We start from the raw sequence: 12,732 nt of genomic DNA, 5'->3' as shown, positions 1-12,732 counted from the left end.
GAGAGCGTGTGCCGGCCGTCGCTTCATCAACACCATAACAAGGGAACACCAACGTGCAAATCCTGGAACAACGCTTTCTGCGCGGACCGAACGTCCACGCCGATTCACCCTGCCTGCTGTCCGTCGTCGACCTGGAAGACCTGTACGGCCTCTCGACCCGCGATATCCCCGGCTTCAACAATACGCTGCTGGGCCTGCTGCCAGCGCTGGGCGGCGCGCGCCTGTCCGATGGGGCCCTTGGCGGTTTTGCGCAACGCTTGGCGGCTGGCACGTACCTGGGCCGGGTGATCGAAACTGTCACTCTTGAATTGCAGTCGCTGGCCGGCGCGCCTGCCACCTTCGGCCGTACGCGCCCGGTGAATGGCCATCCAGGCCAGTTCCGCGTGGTTGTCGCGTACACCTGCGAAAAGCTGGCCGAGCCGGCATTCGATCTGGCGGTGGACCTGGTCACGGCGCTGGCACGCGGCGAAGCGTTTGCGCTCGAACCGCGCCTGGAAGAACTGCGCGGCATCGCCGGGCGCTATGCAATCGGCACCAGCACGGCGGCTGTACTGGCGGCGGCGCACGAGCGTGGCATCCCGACCCAGCGCATCACCGAAGAGGCGAACCTGTTCCTGCTGGGCTGGGGTGTGCGGCAAAAGCGGTTGCAAGCAACGACCACTGGCGAGACCAGCTTCATCGCCGTGAAGATCGCCAGCGACAAGCAGTTGACCAAAGCGTTGTTGAAGGAAGCCGGCGTGCCGGTGCCCGAGGGCGATGTGGTCACGACCGCCGAAGCCGCGCAGCGCGTGGCGCGGCGCCTGGGTGTGCCAGTCACGCTCAAGCCGCTCGACGGCAACCAGGGCAAGGGGGTCACGGTGGCCTGCGCGACACCGGAAGACGTGGCCCTGGCGTTCGAATTTGCCCGTGGCTTCGGCCGGCGCGTGATCGTCGAGCGCCATGTCGAAGGACGCGATTACCGCGTGCTCGTGGCCTGCGGGCGCGTGGCAGCCGCCTCGTGCCGCCGCCCGGCGCACGTGGTCGGCGACGGCAACCTGACGGTGCGCCAGCTGGTCGAGATCGAAAACGCCAACCCCGCGCGCGGCGCGGGCCACGCGACCATCCTGACCCGCATCACGCTCGACGACCATGCGAACGACATGCTGGCGCGCCAGGGCTTCGACGTGGACAGCGTGCTGCCGGTGGGCGTCACCGCCGAACTGCGCGGCAATGCGAACCTGTCGACCGGCGGCACCGCCGAAGACGTGACCGACCAGTTGCCGGAATCGACTCGCCTGCTGTGCGTTCGGGCCGCCGCCAAAATTGGGCTGGACGTGGCCGGCATCGACATCGTGTGCCAGGACATCGCGCAGCCGCTCGCAGCGCAGCGGGGCGCCGTGATTGAAGTGAACGCCGCGCCGGGCATCCGCATGCACCAGTACCCGAGCGCGGGCGAACCGCGCGACGCGGGCGACGCCATCGTCGAAGGTTTGATGGGCAATACCGACGGGCGCATTCCCGTCATCGCGCTGACCGGTACCAATGGCAAGACCACCACCACGTTGCTGGTGGCCCACGCGGCGCGCATGGCGGGCAAGGTGACAGGCGTGACGACCACCGAGGGTGTCTTCATCGACGGCAAGCAGGTGGTGAAGGGCGATTGCACCGGCTACTGGTCGGCGCGCACGGTACTGGGCGCACCGGAAGTCGAGGTCGCGGTGCTGGAGACGGCGCGTGGCGGCATCCTCAAACGCGGTCTCGCGTTCGATCGCTGCGACGTCGCAATCGTGCTGAACATCGCGGCCGACCACCTCGGCCTGGATGGCGTCGACACGATCGAAGATCTGGCGCAGGTGAAAGCGGTGGTAGCGCAGTCGGCCTCGAAGGCGGTAGTGCTCAATGCTGAAGATGCGCTGTGCGTGCAGATGGCGCGCCGCGTTAAGCCGGGCGCCGAAGTGCTGTTCTTCTCGATGGATCCGGAAAGCCCGGTGATGCTCAAGCACCTGGAAGACGGCGGCCGCGGCGCGTATCTGCAGGATGGGGCGGTGGTGCTGGCCGATGGCCATAGCCAGCAAGCGGTGCTGCGGGTGGAGAGCATGCCGATCTCGTTCGGCGGCCTGGCACGCTTCAACATTGCCAATGCACTGGCGGCCGCCGCCGGCCTGATGGCTGCCAACTTCAACCATCTGCACATCGCCGCCGGGCTGTCGACGTTCGTCTCGAACGGCCGCACGAATCCGCTGCGCACCAACATGTTCGACGTGCGCGGCGTGACGGTCATCGTCGACTACGCGCACAACCCGGCCGCCTACGCCGCCATGGCCGACATGGCGCGCGGCATGCTGCCCGGTCAACTGATCGGCATCGTGACGGCGCCTGGCGACCGCCGCGACACTGACCTGGAGCAGGTTGGCCGCGTCTGTGGCGAGCGTTTCGACGAGCTGGTGGTCTACGAATCGCAAAGCCGCGGCCGCGAACCGGGTGAAGCGGTCGACCTGATCCTGTCCGGCGCCGAAGAAGTGGTCGGCATCAGCGACACGCTGCACCGTGAGCTGGAAGTCGGCAACGCCATCCGCCTCGGCCTGAGCCTGTGCAACCCAGGCGACGTCCTGATCTTCGCCTGCGGCTCCTCCCTGCAAGTCTTCATCGACGCCATCCGGGTGACCGACCCCGAAAGCGCCGCCCTGATCGCCGCCCAAACGGCCTAACCCGAAGATCACGAACAATTAGGGTCAGAGTAGAATTATTGAGCAATTGCTCCGGATTTAAACAGACTCAACTGACTGAGTCCGTCCAACTCGGAAAAGTTATCAAACAATTCGACACTGACCCTAATTGTTCATTTTCTAATGGCAAATCTGAGGCAAATGATTTAATGAGGGTCAGAGTAGAATTGTTGGGCAATTTCTCCCAAACTAAGCGTGCTCAGCCCATGAAGGATTGCTGATTCGAAAAAGTTGTCAAAGAATTCGACACTGACCCTAATTGTTCAGTTTCTTCGGGTAGCGTCGTCGTGCAATGATGAATTGGGGTCAGTGTCGAATTGTTGGGTAATTGATTTGTGTGCACTGACGGTGCGCGAAAAAAACGGCCCTTTTGGGGCCGTTTGTCGTTGGGGCTCAGATTGCGGCGGCTTCGATTTTGTTGGCCAGGTCCGGACGGGTGGGGCGGAGGGCTTCCGTGAGTTCGGAGATCGATGAACCGCATCCAAAGACGAGGACGTCGCCGGGCACGCAGCGTGCCAGGCCCAGTCGGATAGCGCAGTGGACGTCGTGCTCGATCTGCAGGTGGTCTGGCGCGATCTTCGCCAGCTGGGCGCCGCGGGCGATGAGTCTTGCCGATTCACCCTTGGCGCGGCCGCGCGCTTCGCTGTCGTAGACGACCAGTTCGTCGAAGCCGGCGGCGCAGGTACGGCCAATGTCGATCAGGTCGGCGTCGCGGCGGTCGCCCGGGGCGGCCACGACGCCGACCAGGCGGCCGGCGGTCATGGCGCGCGCCATCTCGGCCAGCGCAGCGTAGGCGGCGCAGTTGTGGGCGTAGTCGACGACGACCGTCACGCCGTCGACATCGTACAGGTTCGAGCGCAGCGGATTGTGCTTGCTGTCCGAAACGAACCCGCGCAAGCCGGCGGCGATGTCGTGGTTGCTGAACCCGCTGGCCATCAGCGCTGCCGCTGCTGCCATTCCGTTGGCGATGTTGTAGCGCGCACGACCGCCGAGTGAGACGGGCATGTCGCGCACATCGAGCAAGGCTTCGTGTCGCACGCCCCCGGCCAGCACGATCGTCGAATCCTGCAGGTAGACGCCGCGGCCACCGTGTTCAATGTGCGGTACCAGAATCGGGTCTTCGGCGTCCAGCGCGAAATAGATGATCTCGACGCCGTCGGCCAGCGTGTCCGCCATCTTCACGCAATGGGCGTCTTCGGCATTGAGCACCACCGCGCGCGTTGCCCTGGCCGCCACCACCGCCTTGACCCGCGCCAGATCCTCGATCGTGTCGATGCCATCCAGCCCCAGGTGATCAGCCGAAACATTCAGCACCACCGCCACGTCGCAGCGGTCGTAGGCCAGTCCCCGCTTGAGAATGCCGCCGCGCGCTGTTTCCAGCACCGCGAAATCGACCTCGGGCGAACCCAGCACGCTGCGCGCCGAATGGTAGCCGGTGCAGTCGCCTTCATAGGCCAGCTGCCCGTCCAGGTACACACCGCTGGTCGTCGTGACGCCGGTGCGCAGACCAGTCAGGCGCACTACGTGTTCGATCAACAGGCTGGTGGTGGTCTTGCCATTGGTGCCCGTCACGGCGACCACGGGAATGCGGCCGTCGTCGGCGCCGAACAGGGCCTGGACGATGGCGTCACCGGCATCGCGCGCCTCGCCGCGGCTCGGATACTGGTGCATCCGGATCCCCGGCGCGGCATTGACTTCGATGACCCCGCCGCGCTGATCGCGCAAGGGCAGGGCGATATCGTCGCAGATGATGTCGATGCCCGCGATGTCCAGGCCAATCGTGCGCGCGGCGCGGATGCAGATGTCGCGCGTCTCTTCCGGCAGCAGATCGGTCACGTCTTCGGCGGTGCCGCCGGTGGACAGGTTGGCGTTGCCGCGCAAGTCGGCGCCGATGCCTGCCGTGAGCACCGTATCGAGCTCGTAGCCCTGGCTGGCCAGCGTCTCGACGGCCAGTGCATCGAGCGGAATCCTGGTGAGGATATTCGTGTGCCCGTCACCCCGGGCCGGATTGCGGTTTTCGCGTTCGACCAGCGCGCGGATCGTCGAATGGCCATCGCCCGTCACGCCGGGCGGGCGCCGCCACGATGCCGCGGCGATGCGGCCGCCCGTGACCAGCACGCGGTAGTCGCGTCCCTCTAGGCGCTGCTCGACAATCACGCGGCGGCTGTGTCGCCGCGCATGCTCGAATGCCCGTTCGACGCTGTCCGGCGTGGCGCAATCGACCGTCACGCCCTTGCCCTGATTCGCGTCCAGTGGTTTGACCACCACCGCGCAGCCCAGGCGGCGTGCGACCCGCTGGGCCGCCTCGCTCGTCGTCACGACTTCGCCACGCGGTACCGGTACGCCGGCCTGCGCGAGCAGCGTCTTGGTCAGGTGCTTGTCGCTGGCGATGCTCACCGCAATCGAATTGGTGGCACCGGTAATCGTCGCCTGCAAGCGCTTCTGGCGGCTGCCCCAGCCCAGCTGGAACAGGTTCGCGTCATCCGTCAGACGGCGCAATGGAATGCCACGCCGCTGCGCCGCATCGAGCACGGCGCCGGTGCTGGTGCCGATCGCATGCTCTAGAGCGATCTCGCGCAGCGCCGCCACAGCGGCATCGAGATCGAACGGTTCATCGCGCGTCAGCGCAGTCAGCAGCTTGATGCCGGTGCGCAGCGCTTCGCTGGCCACCTGCTCGACGCCATAGCCGCACACGATGCGGCGGCGCTGCTCGTCACCGAGTATTGGCAGCGTCGCGCCGTGTTCGCCCGGGATGCCTGCCAGACGCTGAAGTTCAATGATGGCCGGTTCCAGCGCATCGACGGGCAGGGCATCGTCCGACAAGCGCACGGCCGCCGCCGCGGGCAGCCCCGGCAGCAGCGCCAGCAGGCGCGCACCGAAGCCGCGCCCCTTCGTAGTCATATTGTCGATGACGGCCATCAGGCACGGCGTCTCGGCGTACAGGTTCGGGCCCCGCAGCAGGCGCTTTTCGATGACCTTCATGAGAGGGGCGTGCGCTTCGTGACGATCTGCAGGAAGTCCAGCAGCGACGCGGGAATGCGCCTGCCTACCTGTTCATCGCCAATCGGCAGCGAATACTTGGCGCCAGCGGGCAGCAGGTGCAGGCGCACGTCGATCAGTTCCGGGATGGCCCGGTCCTTGATCTCGGCGACGTTGCTGCTCATCGAGCGGCCGTCGACGACAGTCACCGCGCCTTCGCCCAGCACCTCGATGCCCACGCCGCGCTCGATCACGAGCGCCGTGTCTTCATCGATGCCGATGCCTTGCAGGTACGGGTTCTGCGCGACGATCGACAGCAGGCGCGACAAACGCTGGCGCTCCGAGAAGTGCTGGTCGACGACGACGCGGTGCAGAAAGCCCAGGCCGGCGCCCAGGCTGACCGAGCCTTTTTCGGGCAGCAGGTCGGTGCGGCCCTGCGCGAGCATGTGGCCCGACATCGCCGATGCACCGGCGCTGGTGCCGCCGATGGTGGCGCCGCGCACCTTCAGTGCGGCGTGCATTTCGGCGTCCAGCGCCGTGCCACCGATCAGCGCGAGCAGGCGTTTCTGGTCACCACCCGTCATGAAGATGCCATCGGCTTCGGCAACCTGGCGCACGAAGTTCTCGTCGTTGGCGTCGTCGCGGCTCGTGATTTCGAGGTGGCTGTGCCGGGTCACGCCCAGTGCGCCGAAGGCATCATCGTAGATGTGCCACATCGTGTCGGCGATCTGGCTGGCGGCCGTGATCACGACGATGCGGGCGTCGACGCCGCCGGCCAGCTCGACAAAGCGCGACAGGATCTGCATGTCGTGCTGGCGGTCCTCGTGGCCGCCGATGATGACGAGGTGGCCGTTGCGCGGTACGTTCATTTCCTGGTTCATCGTTGTACCATTTTCGAAGTGGGCATATCACTGTTACTGAAAGCGCCGGCGTCCGTGCGGCTGACCGCAATCAGGCCGACCTTGATGTCCGGGGTGAACAACGCCACACCGCGCTGCAGCGCGGCCGCCAGCGGAATGCCATCGGCAATCCAGCCGTACACGGTGCGTGCCAGCAGATGGCGCACGATCTGCTCACCGATGCCGGTTGCGGCGACAGCGCCTTCCGGGCCGGCAAAAAAGCCGCTGCCGATGATCGGCGCGTCACCGACGCGACCCAGCAGGGCCGGCGCCGAGCCGCCGCTCGAACAGGCCACGGCAAAGTGGCCATCCGCGCCGCGTACGACGGCGCCTACGGTGTCGCATGCCACGCCTTCGGGCAAGCGCATGGGCGTATTGTAATTCCAGTAGCGGTCGATCAGGTCGCGATCGAGGCCAGGCATCACCGGCATCGAGCCGGCCAGTTGCGCCAGCAGCTTGCGGTGCGCCGTGCGCTGGCGTTCCGTGACCGGGGCGGCGTCCGGCATGCCGATCGTGCGTGCGAAGCGGCTGGCGCCTTCGCCGACGAGCAACCAGTGCGGCGTGTCGGCCACCGCGTGCGCCAGGCGCACCGGATTCTTCACCGACTGCACGCAGGCGACGGCGCCAAGGCGGCCGCGCGTGTCCATGATCGCCGCGTCCATTTCGACCGTGGCGCCATCCAGGCCCAGTACGGAGCCGCTGCCGGCATTGAAGCGGCCATCGTCTTCCATCGTGGCTACGGCGCCGATGGCGGCGTCGAGTGCGTCGCCGTTGATTTCCAGTTGCGCCAGGGCGCGGCGCGCGGCGAGCACGCAACCGTCTTCATGGTCGCGCGACGTGCCGGCGCCGCCGTGTACAACGACGGCGCCAGCGTGGGGGGTATTGCTCATGCGGTCAATCTTTCTGCTTTATTGTTGTCGTGGCCAGCGTGCAGCACCGGCAGTGCATTGCCGGGCGATTATCCGGTGTTCACCAGAGACGCCATATCGGTACGCCTGCCGCCTCCCTGTAAGAGCTTGCTTACAGCGGGAAGCGGGGAAGCGATACTTGACGGAATCTGTTACCATACCGCCCCTTCAAGATAAAGGTTCCTATGGTGCACGCTTGCGGCGTTGACTTCGGCACGTCAAATTCCACGGTCGGCTGGTATCGGCCCGGCATGATGCAATCCGCCCCGACGGCGCTGTTGACCCTCGAGGACGGCAAGCCCACGCTGCCATCGGTGGTGTTCTTCAATGCCGACGACGACCGCGTGAGCTATGGCCGCGCTGCGCTTGCCGAATATCTCGAAGGCTACGAAGGCCGCCTGATGCGCTCACTCAAAAGCCTGCTGGGCACGAGCCTGATCGATGGCCAGACCGAGGTCGCGGGCCGTTCGGTCTCGTTCCGTTCGCTGCTGGCCCAGTTCATCGGCGAGGTCAAGCACCGCGCCGAAACACAGGCCGGCCAGCCGTTCCAGAGCGCCGTGTTCGGCCGCCCCGTGTTCTTCATCGACGACGACGCCCAGGCCGACCAGCTGGCCGAGGATACACTGCTCGACGTGGCGCGCTCGGTGGGCTTTCGCGACATCGGCTTCCAGTACGAGCCGATCGCCGCCGCCTTCGATTACGAATCGCGCATCGACCGCGAAGAACTGGTCCTGATCGCCGACATCGGCGGCGGTACGTCCGACTTTTCGCTGGTGCGCCTGGGGCCCGAGCGCGCGGGCCGGCCCGACCGCCGCGACGACATCCTGGCCAACGGCGGCGTGCATATCGGCGGCACCGATTTCGACAAGTACCTGAGCCTGGCGAGCGTCATGCCGCTGCTCGGCTACGGCAGCAAGCTGCGTTCGGGCGCCGAAATCCCGTCGAGCTACTACTTCAATCTGGCCACCTGGCACACGATCAACCAGGCCTATACGCGCAAGAGCGTGACGCAGCTGGCCGACCTGGCACGCGACGCCGCCGAACCGGCCCGCATCGCGCGCCTGCAAAACCTGATCGAAGACCGCGCCGGTCACTGGCTGGCGATGCAGGTCGAGGGCGCCAAGATTGCGCTGTCCGACACCGACATGGTCAATCTGCAGCTCGATCGCCTGTCGCCGCCCGAGTCGCTGGATATCGCGCGTGCCCAGTTCGAAGGGGCGATCGCGCAGCTGGTCGAGCAGGTCGCCACCACCGTCGGCAAGCTGTTCGCCGATGCTGGCGTGCGCCCTAGCGATGTCGACACGGTCTTTTTCACCGGTGGTTCGAGCGGCGTGGGCTTGCTGCGCGCGCGGATTGGTGCGATGGTGCCGGATGCGCGCCGCGTCGAGGGCGACCTGTTCGGCAGCATCGGCACCGGCCTGGCGCTCGATGCGCTGCGCAAGTTCGGCTGACACCCCGCTGGAAAAGCACACAAAGGAGCAAGGATGAGTATGTTCGACCGACCGCTGGTGATGCTCGACTTCGAGACCACCGGCCTGTCGCCTGACATGGGCGACCGCATCACGGAAGTGGCGGCACTGCGCATCGTTGGCGGCGAAGTGACCGAGCGTTATGTCTCGCTCGTCAACTGCGGCGTGCGCGTGCCGTCGTTCATCACGGCCCTCACCGGCATCACCCAGCAGATGGTCGACAGCGCACCGCCTTCGCACCAGGTCGTCCCCGAGCTGCTCGACTTCATCGGCGGCGACGTCCTGTCGGCGCACAACGCCAGCTTCGACGAAAAGTTTTTGAAGGCCGAAGGTGCGCGCCTGGGCCGCACGACGCAGCACGTGGGCCTCGTGTGCTCGCTGAAACTGTCGCGCCGCCTGTTCCCGGGCCTGGTCAGCTACAAGCTGGGCCAGCTGTCGAGCCAGCTCGGCATTCCCTTTGTCGGCACCGCCCACCGGGCCGAGGCCGACGCCCAGGTCGCCGCCGACGTGCTGCTGCATGCTGCGCGGCATCTCGGGCGCACCTGCGGCATCGATCGCGTCGAGCCGAGTCTGCTGGTGTCGATCAACAAAGTCGCTGCCGCCAAGATCCCGGTATTTCTCGAAAAATACGCGGCCACCGTGCGCGAACGCCGGATGGCTGCCGAGGCGCATTGCAGCTGATGGCAACTGATGGCAACTGACCTTGCCTGACATCCTGATTGTGCGCTCGCAAACCGCGTAGCCCCGATCTACTTAAACTTTTGGCAATGGAATCGGCTGCGCCTGCGGCCGTTCGCACGACTTGCCGAAAGGATCTGGATGAGCTCCGACCATGCCGCCCGCGCCGGCGCCGCGACGTTCTCCTGGTATCGCCGCGCTGCCTGGCAAGGCAATCCGTATGCCCAGTTCAACCTGGCCCAGCTCTACCTGCGCGGCCACGGCGTCGAGCGCGACGATGCGCAGGCCGCCGCCTGGCTGGCGCGCGCGGCCTCGCACGGCCTGGCCTATGCCCAGAACCATCTCGGCGCCTTGCACTACAGCGGCCGGGGCGTGCCGCCCGACCACGCGCTCGCTGCGCGCTGGTTCCGTCGCGCAGCGCAGCAGGGCGATCGCTCGGCGCAATACAATCTCGGCCTGCTGTACCGCAAGGGCCGCGGCGTGACGCTGTCGCATCCCACTGCACTGAGCTGGTTCTACCGGGCGGCCGAGCAGGGCATGGCGCGCGCGCAGGCGCAGCTGGCGCACGGCTATCTGCATGGGCTGGGCGTTACGGTCAGTCATCCGCTGGCGATGGCGTGGTACCGCAAGGCCGCCTTGCAGGGGCACGTCGCGGCGCAGGTCCAGCTGGCGCATATGTACGCGCGCGGCCTGGGCGTGACAGCCAGCAGCGCGCGCGCCCTGTACTGGTACCGCCATGCGGCAGGCGCCGGCAATCCCGTGGCCAGGCGCGCCCTTGGCCTGATGTAGCCGCCGCGGGCGGGCGGTTTGCACTGTTCTCGTTTCGCGCTATGATGCCCTGCGGCCACAAGCCGACCTCATCATTCACAGACCGAGAACAACATGCACATGAAACTTGCCACGCTTGCCGCCGTGTTGGCCACGACCTTCAGCGCCAATCCGGCGCTCGCACAAAGCTGTTCCACCAAGGGCACCGGGCCGACCTATCCGGTGACGAAGAAAGTCGACCAGACGGACAACTACCACGGCACCGTCGTCGCCGATCCTTACCGCTGGCTCGAAGACGCCAACAGCGCCGAAACGAAGATGTGGGTCGACGCCCAGAACAAGGTCACCCAGGCTTACCTGGCCGCGATCCCGCAACGCGAAGCGATCCGCCAGCGCCTGACGCAGTTGTGGAACTACGAGCGTTACAGCGTGCCGGGCAAGGAGGGTGGCCGCTACTTCTACACGCGCAACGATGGCCTGCAGAACCAGGCAGTCCTGTACACGCTGAAAAACCTGAATGACGAGCCGCGCCTGCTGCTCGACCCGAACAAGCTGGCCGCAGACGGCACCGTCGCCCTGGCCGGCACCGAAGTCAGCCCCGACGGCAAGCTGCTGGCGTACAGCATTGCCGCGTCGGGCTCGGACTGGAACGAGATCAAGCTGCGCGACATCGAGACCGGCAAGGACTTGCCGGACCATATCAAGTGGGTCAAATTCTCGAGCACCGCCTGGACCAAGGACGGCAAGGGCTTCTTCTACAGCCGCTACGACGAGCCGAAGGAAGCGACCAAGCTGGCCGACGTCAACTACTTCCAGAAGCTGTACTACCACCGCATCGGCACGCCGCAAAGCGCCGACACGCTGGTGTATGACCGCGCCGACCAGAAGGAATGGGGCTTCGGCGGCCAGACCACGGACGATGGCCGTTACCTGATCATCACCACCACCAAGGGCACGGCGCCGAAGTACCGCGTGTCGTACAAGGACCTGTCGAAGCCGGACGCGAAAGTGGTCGACCTGATCGACAACTTCGACGCCGGCTACGACTTCATCGACAACGTCGGCAGCGTGTTCTACTTCAGCACCGACCGCAAGGCGCCCAAAAAGCGCGTGATCGCGATCGACGTCAGCAAGCCTGCGGAATCGAACTGGAAAGAGGTCGTTGCCGAGAGTCCCGACACGCTGACCGGCGCCGACATCGTCAACAACCAGCTGGTGCTCGAGTACCTGAAGGATGCCCGCAGCGTCGTGCGCGTCGTCTCGCTCGACGGCAAGCCGGTGCGCGAGATCGCATTGCCGGGGATCGGCACTGTCGCCGGCCTGTCGGGCAAGCGTGGCGACACCGAGACCTTCTACTCGTTCACAAGCTTCACCAGCCCGACCACGATCTACCGCCTGAACATGACCACCGGCCAGAGCACCGTGTTCCGCCAGCCGAAGGTCGCGTTCAATCCGGCCGACTATGAAACGCGCCAGCAGTTCTACACGAGCCGCGACGGCACCAGGGTCCCGATGTTCATCGTGTCGAAGAAGGGCCTGAAAATGAACGGCCAGAACCCGACCTACCTGTACGGCTATGGCGGCTTCAACATCTCGCTGACGCCGGGCTTCTCACCGGCCAACCTGGCGTGGATGGAAATGGGCGGCGTGTATGTCGTGGCCAATCTGCGCGGCGGCGGCGAATACGGCGAAGCCTGGCACCAGGCCGGCACCAAGCTGCAAAAGCAGAACGTGTTCGACGACTTCATCGGCGCGGCCGAGTGGCTGGTCGAGAACAAGGTCACGTCGCCACAGAAGCTGGCCATTGGCGGTGGCAGCAACGGGGGGCTGCTGGTTGGCGCGGCCACGACGCAGCGCCCGGACCTGTTCGCGGCGGCGATTCCGTCGGTGGGCGTGATGGACATGCTGCGCTTCCACAAATTCACGATCGGCTGGGCCTGGACCTCGGACTACGGCTCGTCCGAGAACCCGGACGAATTCAAGGCGCTGGTCAAGTATTCGCCGCTGCACAACCTGAAGGCCGGTACCTGCTACCCGGCGACGATGGTGACGACGGCCGATCACGATGACCGCGTGGTCCCGGCGCACAGCTTCAAGTACGCCGCCGCTGCCCAGGCGGCGCAGGCCGGCAGCGCGCCAATCCTGATCCGCATCGACACCAAGGCGGGTCACGGTGCGGGCAAGCCGACCAGCAAGCAGATCGAGGAAGTGGCAGATCGCTGGGGCTTCCTGTCGCGCGAGCTGCACATGAATGACGCGGCCGTGACGGCCGCCGGCGCCAAGTAACCCCAGGCGCATGCAAACATGGCCGCCGGAGCGATCCGGC

8 protein-coding genes are annotated in these 12,732 nt (G+C 66.0%); 5 read left to right on the top strand and 3 right to left on the bottom strand.

Going from position 1 to position 12,732, the window contains the following annotated elements:
- The first annotated feature begins 53 nt into the window (after nt 1-53).
- Nucleotides 54-2,687 (top strand): cyanophycin synthetase, encoded by a 2,634-nt coding sequence (cphA, locus tag IFU00_10835; protein MBD8542778.1) that lies wholly within the window; start codon nt 54-56, stop codon nt 2,685-2,687.
- A 411-nt stretch (nt 2,688-3,098) separates the two neighbouring features.
- On the opposite strand, the gene cphA (IFU00_10830) is transcribed toward cphA (IFU00_10835), so the two are convergent.
- Genes cphA (IFU00_10830) through IFU00_10820 form a run of 3 tightly spaced genes read right to left on the bottom strand, consistent with a single transcriptional unit; the run spans nt 3,099 to nt 7,473 of the window.
- On the bottom strand, nt 3,099-5,687 hold the full coding sequence (cphA, locus tag IFU00_10830; protein MBD8542777.1) for a cyanophycin synthetase: 2,589 nt from the start codon (nt 5,685-5,687) through the stop codon (nt 3,099-3,101).
- Nucleotides 5,684-6,553, bottom strand: a complete 870-nt coding sequence (locus tag IFU00_10825) for a cyanophycinase (GenBank protein ID MBD8542776.1) — start codon at nt 6,551-6,553, stop codon at nt 5,684-5,686. Before IFU00_10825 ends, cphA (IFU00_10830) begins: the two co-directional genes overlap by 4 nt.
- 8 nt (nt 6,554-6,561) lie before the next feature.
- Complete coding sequence (locus tag IFU00_10820; protein ID MBD8542775.1) at nt 6,562-7,473, bottom strand: isoaspartyl peptidase/L-asparaginase; 912 nt, start codon at nt 7,471-7,473, stop codon at nt 6,562-6,564.
- Nucleotides 7,474-7,676: 203 nt separating this feature from the next.
- On the opposite strand from IFU00_10820, the gene IFU00_10815 reads away from it, so the two are divergent.
- The 4 genes from IFU00_10815 (at nt 7,677) to IFU00_10800 (ending at nt 12,692) form a co-directional block, all read left to right on the top strand.
- Nucleotides 7,677-8,942 (top strand): Hsp70 family protein, encoded by a 1,266-nt coding sequence (locus tag IFU00_10815; protein ID MBD8542774.1) that lies wholly within the window; start codon nt 7,677-7,679, stop codon nt 8,940-8,942.
- Nucleotides 8,943-8,981: 39 nt separating this feature from the next.
- Nucleotides 8,982-9,641 (top strand): 3'-5' exonuclease, encoded by a 660-nt coding sequence (locus IFU00_10810; protein ID MBD8542773.1) that lies wholly within the window; start codon nt 8,982-8,984, stop codon nt 9,639-9,641.
- A 138-nt stretch (nt 9,642-9,779) separates the two neighbouring features.
- Nucleotides 9,780-10,427, top strand: coding sequence for a sel1 repeat family protein (locus IFU00_10805; protein MBD8542772.1), 648 nt, complete (start codon nt 9,780-9,782; stop codon nt 10,425-10,427).
- Between the two features lie 93 nt (nt 10,428-10,520).
- Nucleotides 10,521-12,692, top strand: a complete 2,172-nt coding sequence (locus IFU00_10800) for a S9 family peptidase (GenBank protein MBD8542771.1) — start codon at nt 10,521-10,523, stop codon at nt 12,690-12,692.
- Nucleotides 12,693-12,732: the final 40 nt, after the last annotated feature.

This window comes from Oxalobacteraceae sp. CFBP 8761 (assembly GCA_014841595.1).
In the GTDB taxonomy this organism is placed as follows: Bacteria; Pseudomonadota; Gammaproteobacteria; order Burkholderiales; family Burkholderiaceae_D; genus Telluria.
This window is presented reverse-complemented; position numbering and strand designations above follow the sequence as displayed.

Excerpts from the sequence above, each read along its gene's own strand:
- IFU00_10800 (MBD8542771.1), top strand. The coding sequence starts at position 10,521 with ATGCACATGAAACTTGCCACGCTTGCCGCCGTGTTGGCCACGACCTTC.
- IFU00_10815 (MBD8542774.1), top strand. The coding sequence starts at position 7,677 with ATGGTGCACGCTTGCGGCGTTGACTTCGGCACGTCAAATTCCACGGTC.
- IFU00_10820 (MBD8542775.1), bottom strand. The coding sequence starts at position 7,473 with ATGAGCAATACCCCCCACGCTGGCGCCGTCGTTGTACACGGCGGCGCC.
- cphA (MBD8542777.1), bottom strand. The coding sequence starts at position 5,687 with ATGAAGGTCATCGAAAAGCGCCTGCTGCGGGGCCCGAACCTGTACGCC.
- IFU00_10805 (MBD8542772.1), top strand. The coding sequence starts at position 9,780 with ATGAGCTCCGACCATGCCGCCCGCGCCGGCGCCGCGACGTTCTCCTGG.
- IFU00_10825 (MBD8542776.1), bottom strand. The coding sequence starts at position 6,553 with ATGAACGTACCGCGCAACGGCCACCTCGTCATCATCGGCGGCCACGAG.
- IFU00_10810 (MBD8542773.1), top strand. The coding sequence starts at position 8,982 with ATGTTCGACCGACCGCTGGTGATGCTCGACTTCGAGACCACCGGCCTG.